The organism is Enterococcus saigonensis (assembly GCF_011397115.1).
Lineage (GTDB): Bacteria > Bacillota > Bacilli > Lactobacillales > Enterococcaceae > Enterococcus_C > Enterococcus_C saigonensis.
Genome location: NZ_AP022822.1, coordinates 1,577,135 through 1,597,803 on the forward strand (window position 1 = coordinate 1,577,135; position 20,669 = coordinate 1,597,803).

Consider the following 20,669-nt stretch of genomic DNA (forward strand, 5'->3'; position numbering starts at 1 on the left):
GCTCATAATACGCTTGAGTGTGTCTATTAAATGAATAAAAAAGAACTAGACAAAATGTCTAGTTCTTTTTTATTATAACGATTTGACTCTCGTATATTTTCAGAGTTAAAAAATCTTTAGGATATTATTACTCTGTTATTGCTTCATTTTGAAAAACTAATTGGTCATTTAAAAGACTAATCGTGACTTTGGTCTTTGGTAAAACTCTACCTGACACAATTTCTTTGGCCAGTGGTGTTTCCACTTCACGGGTAATAAAACGACGTAAAGGACGTGCACCATATGCTGGTTCATAAGCATTTTCTGCAATCCAAGCTTTAGCATCTTCATTGATTTTCAAAGTAATTTCTTGATCTTCTAAACGTTTGGACAATTGAGCAATTATTTTATCGACAATACCTTTTACGTTTTCAAGACTTAATGGTGTAAATAAAATGGTATCATCAATACGATTTAAAAACTCCGGTTTAAAATGCCCACGTAATAAATTCATGACTTGTTCTTTTACCGCTTCTGGAATTGTACCTTCGCTTGTCACACCTTCTAACAAAAGTTGTGATCCAATGTTACTGGTCATAATCATAACAGTGTTTTTAAAGTCTACTACCCGACCTTTTGAATCTGTTAAGCGGCCATCATCTAAAACTTGTAGTAAAATATTAAAAACATCAGGATGTGCCTTTTCGATTTCATCTAGGAGAATAATTGTATACGGATTGCGCCGCACAGCTTCGGTTAATTGCCCACCTTCTTCATAACCCACATAGCCTGGAGGGGCTCCTACTAAACGAGAGACCGCATGTTTTTCCATGTATTCACTCATGTCAATTCGTACCATGTGCTCTTGTGAATCAAATAAGTTTTCAGCTAGTGCTTTAGCTAATTCTGTTTTTCCTACCCCAGTTGGTCCTAAGAATAGAAAAGATCCTAGCGGACGATTGGGATCTTGCAACCCTGCCCGGGAGCGAATGACAGCATCACTTACCGCATTGACTGCCTCATCTTGACCGATGACGCGTTGATGCAGTGTTTCGTTTAACTTCATCAATTTTTCCCGTTCTCCTTCAACTAATTTCGTTACGGGAATACCAGTCATACGACCAACCACGGTGGCAATTTCTTCTTCTGTAACCGATTCTTGCACTAAGCGCACGTGATCATCTGTTCCTTTTTCCTCAAGTGATTCCAATTCCTTTTCCAATTGCGGAATGGTGCCATGACGAAGTACTGCTGCACGCTCTAAATCATAATTGTTTTCAGCATCTTCTAATTCATGCTTGGCTTTATCAATTTCAGACCGTTTAGTCGTGATTTTATTTACTTCTTCTTTTTCAGTTTCCCACTGCATTTTCATAGCATTGGCTTCTTCACGTAGTTCTGCCAATTCTGCTTGTAAGATGTCTAACCGTTTTTTCGATGCATCATCACTTTCCTTTTTCAAAGCAGCTTCTTCAATTTCTAACTGCATCAAGCGCCGAGTTACTTGATCTAATTCTGTCGGCATCGAGTTCATTTCTACCCGAATTGTCGCACTTGCTTCATCGACTAAATCAATTGCTTTATCCGGTAAAAAGCGATCAGTAATATAACGATCAGAAAGGGTTGCAGCAGCAACTAAAGCATTATCATGAATATTAACACTATGGTGAATTTCAAATCTTTCTTTTAGACCGCGTAAAATAGAAATCGTATCTTCTACTGTGGGTTCTGTGACTAAAACTTTTTGGAAACGACGTTCTAGTGCTTTATCTTTTTCCATATATTGTCGATATTCATCTAGCGTTGTAGCACCAATCATATGCAGTTCACCACGAGCAAGCATTGGCTTTAATAAATTACCAGCATCCATGCTACCTTCAGTTTTCCCGGCCCCGACAATATTGTGAATTTCATCAATAAAAAGAATAATGCGTCCGTCTGCTTTTTTTACTTCTTTTAAAACGGCTTTCAAACGTTCTTCAAATTCACCACGGAATTTGGCGCCGGCAATTAACGCACCCATGTCAAGCGAGAAAATAGTTTTATCTTTTAAATTTTCTGGGACATCTTTGCGCACAATTCGTTGCGCTAAACCTTCCACGATAGCTGTTTTACCAACCCCAGGTTCTCCAATTAAAACTGGGTTATTCTTTGTTTTTCTAGATAGAATCCGAATGACATCACGAATCTCTTCATCCCGTCCAATAATGGGATCCATCTTGCCAGCTTTAACTTGTTGCACTAAATCAACACCGTATTTTTCCAGTGCTTTATATTGTTCTTCTTGGTTTTTTGAGGTCACTTTTTCCCCACCTCGCATTGTTTCAATATTATTGCGTAGTTCTTTTTCTGTAATTCCTTGGTTCACCAGATATTTCGTCAAACGATAATTCTTTAATTTCATTAACGCTAAGATCACGATTTCAGTTGCTAAAAATTCGTCTCCGAAACTTTCTCGTAATTGATCTGCTTCATTTAATAGATTAAATAAGTTTTGGCTTATGCTTTGACCGTAAGCTACATTACCACCAGCGACACTTGGATATTCATCAATTGCTTGATCAACTTCTCTTTCAAAAGATGCGATATTAACCCCAGCATCTGTATAAAAATTACGTCCAAAATGATTGGGCTGTAAGAAAATTTTCCATAAATGAGCAATGTCGATTTCTTGATGATGACGAGTTACCGCAATTTGCTGTGCTTGCGCGATAGCTTCTTGTAAAGTTGTCGTCATTTTTTCAATATTCATTTGTCATTCCTCCTAAAGTCTTAATTCTTGCGAGTTTAGCTATTTTCATCATACTACTATCCCACCTTTTTAGCACGAATACCGCAGTATTGTTTCTTTACTCACAAACTAATCTTACACTTTTGGTCAGTATTGGTCAAACAAAATGCTGGCACATTTAGAAAATTATTTACGAAATACTAACGAAAAGATCTTCCTTTAACTGGAGTCATGTATTTTTTGCGTCAATTCTGTATAGAAGTTTACTTTCTTAAAAGCACATAGCCGAATTGTTAAGTGCTGAGTAAAATTTTCTCCAATTTGTCCAATGAGATATAGTCGCTGAAATTGACGTAATTTTTGCAGCATATGAAGCCAGTTTATACCGCAAAAAGCTTCACGAAAGTAATACAAATAACCAACCATAAAGGATTCCCATTTCTTATTTTGATAAATTGCCCGTACTTCTGCTTGATATAATTCAAGACGCAGCGGTTCAACCTTTACGAATAATTCACTACAAATATCAATAAAATGTAAGTACGTTAAAAAACGTCTTTCATCTTTTGTTTCTTGTAAAAAAACTTTTAAACGTCTTGCTGTTGTCTCTGGTTTAAAATAGCCTAATTGATTCGGACTCACGACTAAATACATCTCGTTCACTTCCTTTTCTTCACTGTAACAACGAAAAAAATAAAAGAATTGTCAAAAGAAAATAAAAAAGCCGGAAAAATTTTTCCGACTTTTTTGCAGTATTTTACTTATCGTCTTTATCATTTTTCTTCTTCCACAAGAAGACCGCGCCCCCGGCTAAGATGACACCGACTAATGAGAAAGCGGCTTTTCCTTCATTTGTCCTTGGCAACATACGACGTGCTGTTGTGGCAACAGTATCTACCAGTTCTCCCAACGTTTGTGGCAAACGACCACGGCTAGTACCTGTTGTAGTTGAAGAAGTTGTTGGCGTACTATCTTGTGGTGTTTCTGCTGGTGTTGATGAATCGGTTGGTGTTGACGAGTCAGTTGTTGTTGTTGTTGTTGTTGTTGTTGTTTTTGAATTATACACACGAGGTGTTTTTTCTTCCATTGCTTTTTCTGGCACCTCGCCATCAGGATTTTCTAACATGGGCTGACCGTCAATTAATACCGGCAAGTAATTACCATCTGCATCGTACCAAGACTCAGGAACTTCGATTTTGATCCTTTTTTCATTATTGCCAATAATGAAACCTTCTGCACTTTGCAACTCTTCAAAGTAGAATGTCCCTGATGGTAAAAAGCGAGCCCCAGTATTGACTAGTCCATCTTTATCTGACTCGAAAATATTAACGCGATCGTCATATAACGGATTTTCTGATTCTACCCATTTATTTTTCAGGTCATTGACATCACTCATATCAAGATAAAGTTTTTTTCCATTTTCTTCTCGATAAATAGCAAACTTTGCTCCTGCAATTGGTCCTAAATCTTTATTTCCGTCCTTCCCAAATTTGAAGAAGTATGGATCACGAACATAGCCAACGTTTTTTGGATAAAGATGAATGTGCGATAGGTTTTCACCATTAACTGAAATTGGCAAAGAAATCAATAACGGGCGCCCTAGTTTTTCTATATCAACGTTTAAATCTTTTTTCTCTGTCAATCCTGTTTCTAGAATTAAATAAGCTGCATCTTCATTACCACTTTTAATTGGTAAGTTAGGAAATGTTGCAATTCCTTCTAACGTCCGGCCATCTGGCATTTCCGTTTTATGCGAAACAATCGCTTGCGCGTTTACTTTAGTTAATTTTGATTCTTCAGCCATTTTAATTGCTTCTTTTCGAGATAAAGTTGCGACATAGTCGACAAAATCTTTTTGTGAAGTAACTTTAACTCCATTTGGCAGTTGTCCTTTTTCTTTGACATCTTTATACCAAGGGGTTGCATCATAAATATCAAACATCGCTCCATTTAATGGTAATGAGTTTTCTAATAACGTATTATCTTGCTCCGTTAACTGCTCACCGACAATTTGCAGACCGTCATTTTGATATTCCCAGTTTTCCAGCTCTTTATTATTTTTCCAACGAAGATCACGGAAAATTCGTTTGTGTAGATAGATTGTCACTTCTTCAGGATTATCGGCGGCCTCTGCGATAGTTTCCCCAATACTATTAAAAGTAAACACTAAAGGTAATAGCAGTAATAACGCCATTATGCTTGTCATAATCTTTTTCATTTTAAGCGCCCCCTTTCTTATTTCGATAAACATAAAAGGCGCCTAATCCTCCGACAATTGCCAGAACCGCTATCGACAGCGTCATAAATTTCTTAATACCTTGACCACCAGTTGTTGGCAAGCTACCTTCTGGTGTATTCTTGGCGGTTAATTGAATTGTATTATTTGCGCTATCTGAAGTTAAATTAACATGAATGTCACTAACAGCTACATTGCTTTGGTTATATTTCACTGTAACTTCACCATTTTCTCCAACAGCTAATTCAAACGGGTGTTCCAATAAAATGTAACCATCTGGCGCATCTTTTTCTTTTACCCAATACGATTTTCCAGCTTCTAATTTATATACTTCTTTGTTACTATCTTTAAATATTGCTTTTCCGTCATTTCCAGTCGTAGCTTCTGCAAGCGGGTTATCAAAGGCCACATCCGTTTTTTCAAATAATTCAAAGGTAGCGTTAGCCAATTTCGCATCTGTGTAATCAGCGACTTTCAAAATGGATAGTTCAAAAGGTTTTATCTGATTGACAATCTTGCCAGTCTTCTCGTTAGGACTTATCATCCATCGTTGAGCAGTTGCATCGTATGCTACCGTTAAGGCTTTATCGTCAAGCGTTGCCGTCTTATCTTCAGAGATCACAATTGTCCAAGATCCTGCACTAGTATAACCAGCTGGTGTATTGGTTTCTGTTAACGTGTAAGTTCCTGGTTTTAAATCTTCAGTAAATGTGATTTTCCCTTCAGGATTTGATGTTGCAGTATATGTCTCACTATCTTTTGTTAAAGTAAAGGTTGCCCCCTTTAATGCACTACCAAATCCATCTATTTTTTGTAGCTCTAATCGGAATGGATACAAGTGATTTTCAACTTTATTATCCGTTATCGGATTATTAGCACTGTCTTTTATCGTTACATTTAAGTTTTGATCAACGGTCACTTTTAAATCATCAATTGGTTCATAGCCTTCAGGAGTTTGTGTTTCTTTAATAACATAATTACCTGGTGCAACCGGGTGGTTAAACGTAACTTTGCCATTATTACCAGAAGTTGCAGACGCTAAAGAAGTTTTCTCACCACTTTCATACAAAGTAAATCCAACACCTGATAATGGATTACCTTGACCGTCTATCTTTTCAAATTCAATCGTCGTTTTCTTATCGCGAACTTTAGTGTGTACCAGATTAGACTCAAAGACTGGTTTTTGTTCCGTGGTAGTTCCATAAACAAAGGTCACTTTCGCTTTATTTTCCATTAAATCGTTAATTTTATCATCTACAGTATTGGTAACTTTAACTTTCAAGCGTAGGCTAAAATCTTTACCGTAGTAGCCATCTTTACCAGATTGTTCGTTTATTTTTCGAGAAGCTGTTTCAGATAAAGTCAATTTCAAAACGCCCGTAGCACTATCATAACTCGATGCATTAGTAAATGGAGAATTAATTGTAGAACCATCGAGATTGTACAACACAATACTATTTTTCCAGGTATCATTAGAGAGTTTGACCCCACTTGGTAACGTATCTTCAATTATATATTGTTTAGGCACAATTAACGATTTTGAACTAACATCAATTGTTTCTTGGTTAATGAAGTAATAATGCTCTTGATCTGTTTTTACAAAACGCGAAGCTTTTTCAGGAACTCCATCTGCCAAATCACCCTTATCTGCATCGTGGCCTTTGACTCGGTACTTTTCTGGTAAAGACCATGGATCATTGCCATCATTATATCGATCCAAATCATTGTAATAGCGCTGGTTAAATCCAGACTCAGCTCCAGTTGGATTGTCCCAACTATCGCCTTTCTGATACTGTTTTAGTGGTTGAACAGTTTTAGTTGGCGGATTCTGATTGACTTGTGCCAAACTAGAACTGGCAAATGTATTCCACGCACGTCCTTGTGTTGAACCAAACTTATACTTATGTGATACGCCAGTCATTGGAAAAGTTACAGCAGCTGTAGCGAAGGTTGCTCCACCAAGATAATCTGTAAACGTATTGGTTCCGTCTTTGCTATAATACGTATTTTTATCGTAAGCACAAGAGCCATTTGATTTAAATTCTAGCGTACTTCCTACAGCCCCAGCTTCTCCTCCATCAATTCTGCCTGCAAATTCGTGAGCTTTTGTCGCTGTTACATTAGAATGAAGAGCTATATTATCATAACCATTTAAAGAGGCAAAAGTCATCGTAGCAGCAGAATCATCCGAGAAGTTTATGAAATCTCCAGGAATTTTTTTATCGCTTGCATTTGGATATTTTTCAGCGTCAAAAAAATTAAATTCAATATCAAATTTATGGATATTTCCATATATCACACCTGAAAATAGATTATGAGAAAACTCCATCCATGGATTCAGATCTTTTGAATTCCAAGTAGCACTAGGACCGATTATGATGTTTGTCAGATGAACAACGGCTCCGACTTTTTTGGGAGTTACACCATCAGCACCAATATAACCTCCTACGTGGTCATAAATTAAGGTAATTTCCTCATTTTTCATCGTTTTCCCATCATTAAATTGCATCGTAGTAGTCTTGTCTTTACTATTTGAAGCATTAATTGCTGCATAGTATGGGTTTGTACCATTTTTTGGTTTATTATAAGCGATAGTGGTACCGGCAGCTCCGTCAGTGAAAAGTTTATACGTATTATCACCTAATGCTAGTTCTGCAGAATTATAATCACCTGAGTGAGCTGCAGTGTTATTATTTTTATGCTTAATTGTTGGCTTGTACTCATCCTTTCCTTCTTGACTTGATTTAGATATCACATAAACCTTATCCACAATAGCATCTTGGGAAATAATCAAATCTTTACCAACTGTTGTTGCGGATAGCGCTCTAGTATTTCGTAGTTGCCCGGCTTCTTTTGTGTTGTCAATGTTCTTTTCTTGATTTTGTGGTTTTTCGGCTGAATTTTCGACTGCTGGACCTTTTAATGTGTAGGTATCAGCCAATTTGCCAACTAAAATATTTTCTACTATCTCAAACTCTTCTGTCGCCGATGGTACTGTTTCTTCTTCACTTGTCTCAGCAGAAGTAGCTACCGTACTGATTGAATCAATCACGACTGGGTTTTCACCATCAAATTGCAATGCTAATTTGGGTTCAGAGCCAATTGCTGCCGTGTATTTAAAACTTCCTTTTCCGTCAGTGGCAAAAGACTTCTCTTCAATCCAACTCCCCTTCTCTACACTACCAGCTTGAAACTGATTTTCTGGTAATTGAAGATTGGAATCTGCTGCCGAAACAATATCCCCATTTATTAGCTTAATCTTGAGTTTCCCTTTTTCATAGGCATCATTAATAGTATTTGGTGCTTTCACCATATCGTAGTCATAATGAACTAACCAGCTTGTTACCCCTTTTTCAGTATCATTTTGGACAGTGTAACTCACCTTTAAAAAATCTGTATCTATCAATGCTGTTGGTGTTGGTTCACTTGCTGAAGTCTTCCACAATGATGATATTGAAAATAGGCCTTCTAACATGGGCAGCAATATTGCGAAGACCGCAATAACCACAATAGCCTTTTTACGTTTATTCATTTTTCGCCCCCTCCTTTGTTTTTGAACATAAGATTTCTACCTAAATTTATTGTAGCAACCTTCTTTTCTTTGTTCAAAAAAGCACTAAAGAACAGCTTGACAGAAAATAAATAGACATGCCGTTATTTTTTAGATGAAAAGCACTGATATAAAAAGGTTCTCATTTTTTTTATCGTTTTATAATTTTATTTATCACAAATTTCGCTAAAATTACAAAAAAAAATTGTTAAGATTGACTGAGAATTTATAGTTTTAGATTGTAATTATAATAAAACGGCAGTTATTAACGGTAAGAAAAACTTATAATATCTGCTACACAATCATACTTTCCATTCACCTTTGTTTTATAATCTAAATTTAATCTTAAATAAAAACAAGCACAGCGGCAAAAACCACTATGCTCGTTCTATGAATTCTGATTTAATTCTTCCAGTTCACCTTTAATCGCTTTTCTTTTATCCCATAAAACATAAACAAAACCCAAGGCAAAGGGCCAGATATAAGTGGCAAAACGATACAATAACATGGAGGATACGGCATCGACTGTACCCACTAGAGGTTTAAACAATAACAAGTAGACAAATTCAAATGAGCCGATTCCAGCTGGCGCTGGAATGACACCAGCTAAAATTACGGTAAAACTAATTAAAGAAAATGCCAGCAAAAAGTCCAAAGACGGATGATTTTCCACCAAGACAAAATACGGTAATACATACCAAATTGCCATTTTTAATAGGTTTAGTAAAAAAATTTTAAAAATTCGCGGTCTCTCTTGTAAAATACCATTGACTGCCAAACGGAGAGAATAAATTTGCAAATTGGCTTTATCCACCACAGCTCGCAACTTCTGTGACTTAAACAATTTATTGGTTATTTTAACAAAAAAGATTTGCAAATTTAAGCTCAAAGAAAGAAGAAGCAGTGCTGCAATAATCAAAAATGTAACCACCATACCAGCTAAAATTAGAGGTATCATGTTGGGTGCCTTGTCGTAAAATAAAGAAAATTGAATACCCAATCCTATTAGCGCAAACACTAGCAATGCGAGTTTATACATTACCATGTGAAGTGCTGTCACACCTACTCCATCAGAAACTTTTAATCCTTTTCGACGATAATAATTTACCTCAGAAATTAAAGTTCCCGCTCCAAAGGTAACTACGCGATAAAAAGTATAATAGCAGACTGCAAAAAATCCATCACGACTTGTAAACTTATGGGTAAAAGGTTCTGCTAAAGTTTTAATATTGCTACCTTCAACAATTAAGTAGAAAGTACCACAGGCAAAAACAGTTATTAAGGCATAAATACTCGTACTTTTGAGTTCTGCTAAAATTTCACCAAAGGAATTTTGCAACAGATAAAACATGACCCCTAAAATTACCACGAGTAGCAAGATATTTAAGAGTAATTTTGTTTTTGAATTAATTTTCATAAAAAACTCCTTTAAACGACTAGTGATAATAGACAATCAGCAACAGCGCTACAGCAATTCCGATTAAAAAGCAAAGGTAAAATTTTTTCTTGCGGGTTTTGTGATGAAACATTTTCTGAGCGAATAACCCACCTAAACCGCCACCGACTATTCCCATAAACAAGAGATTTTTTTCTGAAATTCGCTGGCCGCCTTTTACAGCTTGGCGCTTGTCGTAATACATTAAAAAAAAGACATACAAATTCACTAAAACGAGATAAAACCACAGTGGATTTTCGTTAAACAAGGACAAAACTCCTTTTAATTATAAATATTATTTTCGTTAAATAAACAAAAGCGAGATCACTTACGCCAAGCGTAGGCCTCTCGCTTTATTATAACAAGTATCCTAGAAAATTTTGTATAAATTATGCATTTTGTGCGTTTAATTCCACAATTTTCACAATAACATCGGTTGCTTTTTCCATAGCTTGTAACGAAACAAACTCAAAACGACCGTGCATATTTTCCCCCCCGGCAAAAATATTGGGCGTTGGTAGCCCAAGTTGTGAAATCTTCGAACCATCTGTCCCGCCACGGACTGGCTCAATAATAGGCTTAATATCTAAAGCCATCATCGCTTCTTTGGCAATTTCAATAATACTCATATCTTTTTCAATAATTTCTTTCATATTGTAGTATTGATCATACATCTTCACTTCAATGCGTTTTTCGTCAAATTGACCATTCATTTTATCCGCAATTTCTGTAATCAAGGCTTTTCTTGCTTCAAATTTATCACGATCGTGGTCACGGATAATATAGCTCATTTTTGCTTCTTCTTCATTACCGTTAATAGCCATCAAGTGGAAAAAACCTTCATAACCTGCCGTTTTTTCTGGAATTTCAGCTTGCGGCAATTGATTATTGAATGTGATTGCTAAACGTAAAGCATTAATCATGGTATCTTTAGCAGTTCCTGGATGAACATTTTTGCCATGAATGGTAATTTCAGCAGCGGCAGCATTGAATGTTTCGTATTGCAATTCACCTACTGGTCCACCATCCATCGTATAAGCAAAATCGGCACCAAATTGTGCTACATCAAATTTATCTGCCCCAACGCCAATTTCTTCGTCTGGACCAAAGGCAACTTTAATTGTACCATGTTTGATTTCAGGATTTTTAATTAAAATCTCTAAAGCGGTCATAATTTCAGCAATACCAGCTTTATCATCTGCTCCTAGTAAAGTCGTCCCATCTGTCGTGATGAGCGTTTGCCCGCTATAATTTTTTAAATTCGGAAAGTCATTTGTATTTAAGGTATATTTACCTTTTGCGTCTAAATTAATTGTTGACTGGCCATCATAATTTTCAATGATTTGTGGATTTACATTATCTGCGTTAAAGTCTGCCGTATCCATATGTGCAATAAACCCAATTGTTTTGACGGGCTTATCACTATTACTAGGTAATGTCGCAATGACATACCCATTATTTTCGTTATAAAGTACTTCTGTTAAACCTAAGTCTTCTAATTCTTTTTTTAACTCATGCGCAAAAGCTACTTGTGTTTGTGTAGATGGCGTTGTTTTACTTGTAGCATCTGAACGTGTTTGAGTTTTAACATAGCGTAAAAAGCGGGGTAATAAATTTTCGTACATAATAGTTCCTCCCAAGTGTTTAAAAACACATTTTAATTTTTAACGATATTGAAACGGATTGGTATTGGTTATAGAAGGGATAAATTCTACATCCCATTTCTCCGCTTTTTTCCATGCATTCATTTTTTCAATGAAGCGTAAAATGCAGACACGTTCTATGTTATGCCCCGGATCAATTACCGTCAATCCATTTGCCTGCATATCGTGGGCTGTATGATAATACACATCTCCTGTGATGTAAACATCGGCTCCTTTTTTTAGCGCATCTGGATAAAAATTACCACCAGAGCCACCACAAATGGCAATTTTTTGTACCATTTTTTTAGGGTGAACGACAGGCTCCACTAAACGCAATCCATCTAGTTCAAACACGTTTTTGACGCGTGTTACGAAATCTTCAATCAACATGGGCTGGGGTAAATGTCCCACACGACCAATCCCGTATTTTATCGGATCATTGCCTAGAGAAAGTAAATCAAAGGCAGGTTCTTCATAAGGATGTACCGCATACATTGCTCTTAGAACTTCAGCTTCAATTGTTTCAGGTAATAAAACTTCTATTTTGGCTTCTTGAACACTTTCTGGCACTCCAACACTGCCAATAGCAGGGTGCGCCCCCATCATTGGTGTAAATCTGCCAATACCCACTGATTGAAAACTAGTAAATTGGTAATTGCCCTGTTCACCAGCACCTGCCTCACCTAATGCTTGCCGCATTTTTGCTGCTGCTTCAATAGGGACATAGACAATCAATTTTTTGAATTTCACTTGATGGGTTTGGGTCATAAAGTCTTCCACTTCAATTCCCAACATTTCGCAAAACCAATCATTTAAACCATCGGAAATAATATCCATATTCGTATGAGCGGCATAAACTGCAATGTCATGTTTCACCAAATCCAGATACATTTTGGTCTGAGGATCTGTTTGGGTTAAGCGTTCAATTGGTCGAAAAATTGGCGGATGTTTTGCAACGATTAAATCAATTTTCTTTTCAATTGCTTCTTGTACAACTTCTGGTCGCACGTCTAAAGTCATCATAACCCGTTTGATTGGCTTATCCAATGTACCAATATGCAAACCAACCGGATCTCCCTTTTCAGCAAGCCACAACGGACAATACGCTTCAAAACGTTTAATAAAATCCTTGGCTATCACTCTAAAACCTCCTTAATCCAGGCCAATTCTTGTTTAATGGCAATTACTTTTTCTTCAGGTACCACTTTGGCTTTTTGTAATTGAATTAAAACTTTCTCTAAAGCATATTGCTCCTGCAACCATTTTTTTAGAAAGACACTATTTTTTTCAGCTAACAAGTAAGGACCAAAGAAAATCTCTTTATCGGTTAATTGGGATTTAACAACTGTCTTTTCAGCTACAATAACTTCATAAATTTTATCATTTTCCGCTAGAATACTTTCTGTTAAAATCTCATAGCCTTCTTTTTGTAACCAGCGGCGAACATTTGCTTCTCCAACATTGGGCTGTAATATCAAACGCTCATGACCAGACAGTTGCCCTTGTGTTTTTCCATTTTCCAGAATACTTGTGATTAATGTACCACCCATCCCCGCAATGGTAATTGTATCAATTTCATCCTCTTTTTTTATTGCTGCTAAACCATCAGCTAAACGCACTACAATTTTGTCTGCTAAACCACTTTTAACAACTTGTTTTTGCGCTGATTGAAAAGGCCCTACCACCACTTCGCCACACACAGCATAGGAAATTTTCCCTACAAGCATTAATGCGACTGGCAAATAAGCGTGATCTGAGCCAATATCAGCTAAACGTGCACCCTTTGGTACAGCATTACCAACGACTGTCAGACGTTGTGACAGTTCTTGTTCATTCATATTCTGTTCTCCTTTAAAGGTTAAAATCAACTCATTTTGACCCGTTTATTTCGAAAAAATTGGCACAAAATTTTCGCAAAAGAAAATTCGTGCCAATTCATTTTAATCATTACGACGATTAGGTCCTGACATGACAATTTCTTTTGCCAAATAACGGATACGTTCCATAATGCGTTTGGCTTTCAACGGCTCATCCGCAGTTTTCGTTAGCCGCAAATGATTTTCCAATCCATCCATTGTAAAATTAGAAGTAAAAAATGTCGGTAATTGTTCTTGCATACGATATTGCAAAATAACACCAAATATTTCATCTCGTGTCCAAGCAGTTAAAGCATCTGCTCCAACATCATCTAAAATGAGTATCTTAGGCTTTTTCACATTTTCCAATTTCTCAGCGACAGTATTATCCGCTACTGAACTTTTCATCATGGAGGTAAAGGTTGGCATATGCACCATCATAGAAGTATAGCCTCTTTTTGCTAACTCATTTGCCATGGCACCTAATAAATACGTTTTTCCGACACCAAAATCACCAGCTAGATACAATCCTTTATGAAAAGACTTTGCATTTTCTGCATAGTTTTTAATAAACTTCATCGTCTCAAATAACGCTTCTTCTCGTTCGTCTGTTTTATCAAAGTTTTTCATACTCGCATTCCGAATATCTTTGGGGATGTCAATGGTGCTAACGCGATTTTTAATTTCTTCTTGTTTCCGACGCTCCACTAAATCTTCGGTTGGAACATAGGCAACATCAATATAATGAAAATTCAAAACTAGGCGGGGCTCATATCCTGGCGCCATCATGGCAGGATCGTTTAACTTAAATTTGCGTTTTTCTTGAACGAATTCGTATAGTTTAGGGTAACTCTTTTTTATATCTGCTTCCGTTAATTTGTCTTTATTTTCATCTAAAAATTTTTTCACTGCTGTATCTGCTAAAACTTCTTGCATCATCGCTTCATATTTTTTTTGAAAATTTTGCCGTTCAAATAATTGATTGACACTTTTGCCAACATCATCCATTATTTTTCACCTTCTTCGTCATTGAAATACTCTCGCATCATTTTATCAATCTCTGCTTTACGAGTCGGGTCACTTGTCGTTTGATTTTTGGACCAGTCTGGTAAATCTTCTTTTTTCACAATATTTTGTGTTCGGCTGCTATTTTTTTTGCGTTGCTCTTTAGCCGCTTGTTTTTCTTTTACCGTTTTTTGGACATATTTAATAGCAGCTTCTGGGGTATTAATTTTATTTTGCGACCAGTCATTAGCTATTTGATTGGTTAATGCCTGTGGTAGTTGAGATTTATTTTGATCAACTAGTAAATAGTTCAATAAAATATTAATGACTGCTGTCGGTAAGGGGGATTTTTCCACCAAGTCCGTCAACAACCACTCCTCATTTTTCGTGACATAGCCACCTTTAGCCGCTTTCAAATTAACCAAGTACTCCATTGGCGCTAACGCTTCGCTATCTAAAATTCGATACCAATCTGCTTTTGTAAATCCTTGAGCTAACAAAGTATTTTTACGACGAATCTGTTGATCACTTTCGTAATTTGGCGTTGTTGTTTTTTTTTCTGATAAGATATTTTGGCTTTGTTTATACACAATATTTTTCAATTTTCGTGCATCAATTGTTCCATCTGCTAAAGAAACTGCTTCAGCCATTAAATTAGTTAATTGCACTTCATCATAACCAAACATTTCATGATATAGCGTAAGGCTATTTTTTAAAGAGTCTGTTAACTGCATAGGATTAATAAACTTTTTCGTCGCTAAATCACGCAACAAACTCCAATTTAACTGGTTTTTATCCAATGGTAGCTGTGTATCTGCGTGAGCTATCTCTTCAGTGACCGACTCAACTAGGGCTTGATTAGCTTGGTATTCTCTTTGGGAAAAAGTATACACAGAACCAAATTTTGTCGTTACTTCTTGGTAGTTAGCTGTTTGAATGTCTTGAGGTTTAAAGCGACGATTTAATTGTCGAAATTTATTTTGCCCTACTTTTACAACCAATAAAAAAGACATTAGTTCATCTTTTAAAAAGGCTTGTGGTGATAAAGGTTCCATTAAAACATATAAAAACCGAATTTCTGGTTGTTCTTGATAATAAGTTTTTAATAGTCCAATTCCTTCTAAACGTTTTTTGGCCACTTTGAAAGCCGAAATTCCGATATCTAAGGCATTAAGTAATTCTAAGTGGTTATATTCTTCTTGTGTATCTTCAAAGTCTTGTAGTAAACAAAAGTACAAAGCTAGCGCATCCGCACCAATAATTGGCTGATACAAATTTACCAAAGCTTTTTGTCCCTCACTTGTGAGGGGTAAACTTTTTTTTACTTCATAAACTGCTTTTGGTTGTAGGTTGGCTTCATAAGCATATTCCAAAAAAATGCAGCCTCCAATTTATTCAGATTCGTTTTTGCCGTTTGCTTTGGCAACAATATCTTGTAATTCTTTTAAGAAAACCGACATATCTTTAAATTGACGATAGACACTGGCAAAGCGAATATAGGCGATTTCGTCAACATCCACTAAGTCTTCCATCACATACTCGCCAATAAGTGTTGTAGAAATTTCGTTTTCTCCTAAAGAACGGACACGATTTTCCACATGGTCAACAATTTCTTCCATTTGTTCCATAGCAACTGGTCGTTTTTCTGCAGAACGAATTAACCCACGCAAAATCTTTTCTCGATTGAATTCTTCCCGTTCACCATTTTTCTTAATCACTAGTAAAGGTGCCGCTTCTATTTTTTCAAAAGTGGTAAAACGGAAGCCGCAATTTTCACATTCTCTTCTTCTTCTAATCGTACGTCCATCATCGGTTTGACGACTATCAATAACCCGTGAACTATTATGGTGACATTTTGGACAACGCATCTTTTCACCTCATTTATTTTCTAGGAATTTTGCTTATATTATAACAGAAAAAAATTGTGTTGTATTGTCTTGCATCTAAGAAAAGACAGCGTTATACGTTTTTACGCAATATTTTAAAAAACTAGCTTTCTTTTTAGATAATAAAAAGCCTTGGAATAAAAATAGCTTCCAAAGCTTTTTTACAACATTACGTCAGAAAGACAACTAGTCTTTATTTTTAAAATGACTTTCTAACCAATTGACGACTTGTTGGACTGTCGCCTCTTTACTACCATTATTGTCAAAAACAGTATCTGCTAAAGCCTTCTTTTCTATTAATGGCATTTGACTGGCAATCTTCATTTCTGCTGTTTTTTCGTCGATATGATCTCGTGCCATCAATCGTTTTTTTTGCTCTGAAAAGTCGACATATACTACAGCAACTTCGTCCATATAATGATCGTAATGACCTTCGTACATTAGAGGAATATCTGCCACAACTAACGGGCTGATTTTTTTTCCAGCAATAATTTGCCCTTTAATTTTTTGACGCAAATATGGGTTCATTAATTCATTCAATTGTTGCCGTTTTTGGCTATCTTTAAAGACTATCTCTCCTAATTTTTTGCGATTCAATTCACCTGTTGCACTTAGAATTCCCGACCCAAATACAGCAACAATAGCTGCCAATGCTGCTTGGCCAGGTTCAACAATTTCTCGTGCTATCACATCCCCATCAACAACAGGGAATCCCTTTTCTTTAAAAACATCGACAACGGTACTCTTACCACTGGCAATTCCCCCAGTAATACCTAACACAAAACTCATGCTCAGCACCTCGCAATTAATTTTTGACAGTGAGGACACAAATGAGTGCCACGTTGTGCTACTTTGATTTTTTCAATTGGTGTTTGGCAACGTGGACAAGGTTGTCCGGTTCTACCGTAAACATTTAGCGACAATTGGAACTTTCCTGCCTCACCTAATGCATTTAAGTAAGTCCGTACGGTAGTTCCACCAGCCGCTACAGCTCTTTTTAAAACATCAATAATTGCTAAACGTAATCGCTTGATTTCTGATTCACTGAGGGTGTCACAAGGTTGCATTGGATGAATTTTCGCCAACCATAATACTTCATCAACATAAATATTTCCTAAACCCGTTACCATTTTTTGATCTAATAACGCTGGTTTAATTTCCCGTTTTGTTTTTGCCAAATCTCGTTTGAATTGTGCTAATTTAAACGTTTCTGGAGTTGGTTCTGGTCCTAATTGCGCAATACTTTTAAATCTTTTGGCTTCCCCTTTTAATACTAGCTCCATTCTGCCAAATTTACGTACATCACGATATTGCAATTGACTACCATCTGTAAAATGAAAAATGACGTGTGTATGTTTTGTCACTACTGCATGTGTCTGTGCGGAAAAAAACTCATATTTTCCTTCCATACGTAAATGAGAGATTAATTCATAATCAGAAAGTTCAAATATTAAATATTTTCCCCGACGATTAATTGTTTCAATTTTTTGACCACTTAATTCTTGCTTGAAGGTTTCTACTTCAGGCAGTGCGATGATTTTGGACCAGAAAACATCCACTGTCGCAATTTCTTTATTTAAGATAAGCTGTGACAATCCTCTTCTGACTGTTTCTACTTCAGGTAATTCTGGCATCTTTTCCCCTTCTTATTTGGCATCGTACCACGTATCCCCCCAACTACTATCTGTAACAAGAGGGACGTGTAATGCCACAGCATTTTCCATGACTTCTTTTACTAGTTTATCTAATTTTTCTAATTCTGTAGTTGGTACTTCAAAAACCAGCTCATCATGCACTTGTAATAACATAACGGCTTTTAAATCTTCTTCTTGCAATCGTTTTGCAAGCTCAATCATCGCAATTTTTAAAATATCTGCTGCACTACCTTGGATTGGCGTATTAATTGCCGTGCGTTCAGCAAAAGAGCGGATATTAAAGTTACGTGCATTAATATCTGGCAAGTACCGACGACGATGATACAATGTTTCGACATACCCTTTGTCTTTTGCATCCCGTACAATATTTTCCATATATTGTTTAACCCCAGGATACTTTTCAAAATAAGTATCAATGTATTGTTGCGCCGCTTTTCTTGAAATTCCTAAATTTTGTGATAAACCATAATCAGATATACCATAAACAATCCCAAAATTCACTGCTTTTGCTTGGCGACGCATATTAGGTGTCACATCTTCGGCATTTTCAATTCCAAAAACTCGCATAGCAGTGCTGGCGTGAATATCTTGTCCTTCCAAGAACGCTTCTTTTAAGTGCTTGTCATCTGAAATATGGGCTAATACGCGTAATTCAATTTGAGAATAATCTGATGAGTAAATGACCCAGTCTTTTGCTCTTGGTACAAAGGCTTGACGGATTTTGCGCCCTTCTTCCAAACGAATGGGAATATTTTGCAAGTTAGGATCTACTGAACTTAAACGGCCCGTTTGGGTTAAAGTTTGGACATAACGGGTATGGATTTTTTGATCAGGTTGAATCACTTTTAATAAACCTTCAACATAGGTCGACTGAATTTTGGCAATTTGACGATACGTTAAAATATCAGCCACGATCGGTGCTTGCTCTTGTAATTGTTCCAAAACATCTACTGCCGTTGAATAACCGGTTTTCGTCTTTTTAATTACAGGAAGTCCCATCTTTTCAAAAAGAATAACACCCAATTGTTTCGGTGAATTCAAATTAAACACTTCGCCTGCTTCTGCATAAATTTTTTCTTCAATCTCATGCAAGCGCGTAGCAAATTCTCCTTTCATATCCAAAAGACGTTTACTGTCAACAGTGATACCAGCTATTTCCATCTCTGCTAGAATTTGGGATAAAGGTAATTCCATTTGATAAAACAAATCGCTCTGATTTTTTTCTTTCAAATCTTCAGCTAGTTTTTCACTTAAAAATAAAATTGCCTTCACTTTACGCGCTAAATGAGCATAAAAGTCTTCCATGTTTTCTGGCAAGCCTTTTTTTGCACCTTTGCCATAAACGGCTTCGTCTGTTTGGATATCTGTAAAGCCGTAATGTTCTGCCACCCCTGCAATGTCGTTATTGCTATCATTGGTATCTAACAAATATGCAGCAAGTAACACATCAAAAGTAATGCCTTGTGGTCGTTTGGCATAACGTTTTAAAGCAACGTAAGTACGTTTGGCATCATATGTTTTTTTATTATTTTTTTCTTGTAACCAATTTTGAAAATCTTGATTCTCAAATAAAGCTACATTATCTGTTACGTAAATCTTTTTATCATTTCCCCAAGCAATACCAACAACGTCAGCCAGATGATAATTATCAACTAACATCTCAGGATATATTGCCATATCTGATTGGAACATATCCGCAGTAAATTCATCTACTACTTCAAACATAATTTCTGCCAAATCAGCTGGATCCTCGGTAATGTTTAATTTACTTAGAAATTGCTTAAAATCCATTTCTTTGTAAAATGGCACCAATTTATCCAAATCTTTACCTGAATATGACAAGTCTTCAATTTTAATCGTTACCGGCGCTTCCGTATTAATAGTAGCTAATTTTTTTGACAAAAAAGCTTGCGCTTGATCATTAATTAGGTTTTCTTTCATTTTGCTTTTTTTCAGTTGCGCAATATTTTCATAGATTCCTTCAACAGAGCCATACTCTTTTAAAAGCTTAATTGCTGTTTTTTCACCAATTTTAGTTACACCGGGAATATTATCTGAGGCATCACCAGCCAAACCTTTCATATCGATAATTTGTTGGGGTGACAAGCCATCGTATTTTTCGGCAATGTGCGCTGGTGTATAAGCCTCAATTTCACTAACACCTTTTACTGTAATATCAACGGTCACATCATCACTGGCCAATTGCGTTAAATCCCGATCTCCAGATAAGATTACCACTTCAAACTCATCTTTATCCACTTGAGTTGCCAGAGTACCGATAATATCGTCAGCTTCATAATTTTCAAGTTCATAATGTTTTACACCGAGTGCGGTGATAAGTTCTCGAATGTAAGGGAGTTGTTCCCGAAATTCACCAGGAGTTTTCGCCCGCCCGGCTTTATAGTCTTGATACATCTCTGTTCGAAAAGTTGTCTTACCGGCATCAAAGGCCACCAACACATGGGTTGGTCTTTCTTTTGTCATCACATTTTCAAACATTGTATTAAAAGCATAAATTGCATTCGTATGCAAACCATTCTTGTTTTTAAAGCGCTCCAGCGAATTATGCAAAGCAAAAAAAGCACGATAAGCTACGCTATTGCCGTCTACTAATAAAAGTTTTTTCTTCGTCATCGAAATTCTCCTTATCTTGTTGATTTTCTAACAACAATTTGCTGCAATCCCACAAAAGT

15 protein-coding genes are annotated in these 20,669 nt (G+C 36.4%); all 15 read right to left on the reverse strand.

What is annotated here, in order from left to right; all coding sequences use genetic code 11:
* Positions 1-127: 127 nt before the first annotated feature.
* A complete protein-coding gene (clpB, locus tag EsVE80_RS07440; RefSeq protein WP_173103152.1) occupies positions 128-2,731 on the reverse strand; it encodes an ATP-dependent chaperone ClpB in 2,604 nt (867 codons plus the stop codon).
* A gap of 198 nt (positions 2,732-2,929) precedes the next feature.
* Positions 2,930-3,364 (reverse strand): hypothetical protein, encoded by a 435-nt coding sequence (locus tag EsVE80_RS07445; RefSeq protein ID WP_173103153.1) that lies wholly within the window; start codon positions 3,362-3,364, stop codon positions 2,930-2,932.
* 103 nt (positions 3,365-3,467) lie between these two features.
* The gene (locus EsVE80_RS07450) at positions 3,468-4,928 is read right to left on the reverse strand and encodes a pilin N-terminal domain-containing protein (RefSeq protein WP_173103154.1); all 1,461 of its coding nucleotides are present in this window, start codon (positions 4,926-4,928) and stop codon (positions 3,468-3,470) included.
* 1 nt (position 4,929) lies between these two features.
* Positions 4,930-8,478 (reverse strand): MSCRAMM family protein, encoded by a 3,549-nt coding sequence (locus EsVE80_RS07455; RefSeq protein ID WP_173103155.1) that lies wholly within the window; start codon positions 8,476-8,478, stop codon positions 4,930-4,932.
* A 406-nt stretch (positions 8,479-8,884) separates the two neighbouring features.
* A complete protein-coding gene (locus tag EsVE80_RS07460) occupies positions 8,885-9,913 on the reverse strand; it encodes a lysylphosphatidylglycerol synthase transmembrane domain-containing protein (protein ID WP_173103156.1) in 1,029 nt (342 codons plus the stop codon).
* A 19-nt stretch (positions 9,914-9,932) separates the two neighbouring features.
* Complete coding sequence (locus EsVE80_RS07465) at positions 9,933-10,199, reverse strand: DUF1294 domain-containing protein (protein ID WP_173103157.1); 267 nt, start codon at positions 10,197-10,199, stop codon at positions 9,933-9,935.
* Positions 10,200-10,320: 121 nt separating this feature from the next.
* Positions 10,321-11,556 carry a peptidase T gene (gene pepT, locus EsVE80_RS07470; protein ID WP_173103158.1) on the reverse strand — a complete coding sequence of 412 codons (1,236 nt, stop codon included), beginning with the start codon at positions 11,554-11,556 and terminating at the stop codon, positions 10,321-10,323.
* A 39-nt stretch (positions 11,557-11,595) separates the two neighbouring features.
* On the reverse strand, positions 11,596-12,714 hold the full coding sequence (locus EsVE80_RS07475; RefSeq protein ID WP_173103159.1) for a Nif3-like dinuclear metal center hexameric protein: 1,119 nt from the start codon (positions 12,712-12,714) through the stop codon (positions 11,596-11,598).
* Positions 12,711-13,412 (reverse strand): tRNA (adenine(22)-N(1))-methyltransferase, encoded by a 702-nt coding sequence (locus tag EsVE80_RS07480; RefSeq protein ID WP_173103160.1) that lies wholly within the window; start codon positions 13,410-13,412, stop codon positions 12,711-12,713. Before EsVE80_RS07480 ends, EsVE80_RS07475 begins: the two co-directional genes overlap by 4 nt.
* A gap of 102 nt (positions 13,413-13,514) precedes the next feature.
* Positions 13,515-14,438, reverse strand: a complete 924-nt coding sequence (gene dnaI, locus EsVE80_RS07485; RefSeq protein WP_173103161.1) for a primosomal protein DnaI — start codon at positions 14,436-14,438, stop codon at positions 13,515-13,517.
* Positions 14,438-15,808: a replication initiation and membrane attachment family protein gene (locus tag EsVE80_RS07490; protein WP_173103162.1), complete on the reverse strand. Its 1,371-nt coding sequence runs from the start codon at positions 15,806-15,808 to the stop codon at positions 14,438-14,440. The genes dnaI and EsVE80_RS07490 overlap by 1 nt, the downstream gene beginning before the upstream one ends.
* A gap of 18 nt (positions 15,809-15,826) precedes the next feature.
* Positions 15,827-16,303 carry a transcriptional regulator NrdR gene (gene nrdR, locus EsVE80_RS07495; protein ID WP_173103163.1) on the reverse strand — a complete coding sequence of 159 codons (477 nt, stop codon included), beginning with the start codon at positions 16,301-16,303 and terminating at the stop codon, positions 15,827-15,829.
* A 204-nt stretch (positions 16,304-16,507) separates the two neighbouring features.
* Entirely contained in the window at positions 16,508-17,110 is a 603-nt protein-coding gene (coaE, locus tag EsVE80_RS07500) for a dephospho-CoA kinase (RefSeq protein ID WP_173103164.1), read from the reverse strand.
* Between the two features lie 2 nt (positions 17,111-17,112).
* Positions 17,113-17,955 carry a DNA-formamidopyrimidine glycosylase gene (gene mutM / locus EsVE80_RS07505; RefSeq protein ID WP_173103165.1) on the reverse strand — a complete coding sequence of 281 codons (843 nt, stop codon included), beginning with the start codon at positions 17,953-17,955 and terminating at the stop codon, positions 17,113-17,115.
* A gap of 12 nt (positions 17,956-17,967) precedes the next feature.
* On the reverse strand, positions 17,968-20,610 hold the full coding sequence (polA, locus tag EsVE80_RS07510) for a DNA polymerase I (protein ID WP_173103166.1): 2,643 nt from the start codon (positions 20,608-20,610) through the stop codon (positions 17,968-17,970).
* Positions 20,611-20,669: the final 59 nt, after the last annotated feature.

Coding starts and splice junctions, on each gene's coding strand:
- coaE (WP_173103164.1), bottom strand. CDS start 17,110: ATGAGTTTTGTGTTAGGTATTACTGGGGGAATTGCCAGTGGTAAGAGT.
- EsVE80_RS07450 (WP_173103154.1), bottom strand. CDS start 4,928: ATGAAAAAGATTATGACAAGCATAATGGCGTTATTACTGCTATTACCT.
- EsVE80_RS07445 (WP_173103153.1), bottom strand. CDS start 3,364: ATGTATTTAGTCGTGAGTCCGAATCAATTAGGCTATTTTAAACCAGAG.
- dnaI (WP_173103161.1), bottom strand. CDS start 14,438: ATGGATGATGTTGGCAAAAGTGTCAATCAATTATTTGAACGGCAAAAT.
- nrdR (WP_173103163.1), bottom strand. CDS start 16,303: ATGCGTTGTCCAAAATGTCACCATAATAGTTCACGGGTTATTGATAGT.
- clpB (WP_173103152.1), bottom strand. CDS start 2,731: ATGAATATTGAAAAAATGACGACAACTTTACAAGAAGCTATCGCGCAA.
- EsVE80_RS07480 (WP_173103160.1), bottom strand. CDS start 13,412: ATGAATGAACAAGAACTGTCACAACGTCTGACAGTCGTTGGTAATGCT.
- mutM (WP_173103165.1), bottom strand. CDS start 17,955: ATGCCAGAATTACCTGAAGTAGAAACAGTCAGAAGAGGATTGTCACAG.
- pepT (WP_173103158.1), bottom strand. CDS start 11,556: ATGTACGAAAATTTATTACCCCGCTTTTTACGCTATGTTAAAACTCAA.
- polA (WP_173103166.1), bottom strand. CDS start 20,610: ATGACGAAGAAAAAACTTTTATTAGTAGACGGCAATAGCGTAGCTTAT.
- EsVE80_RS07455 (WP_173103155.1), bottom strand. CDS start 8,478: ATGAATAAACGTAAAAAGGCTATTGTGGTTATTGCGGTCTTCGCAATA.
- EsVE80_RS07460 (WP_173103156.1), bottom strand. CDS start 9,913: ATGAAAATTAATTCAAAAACAAAATTACTCTTAAATATCTTGCTACTC.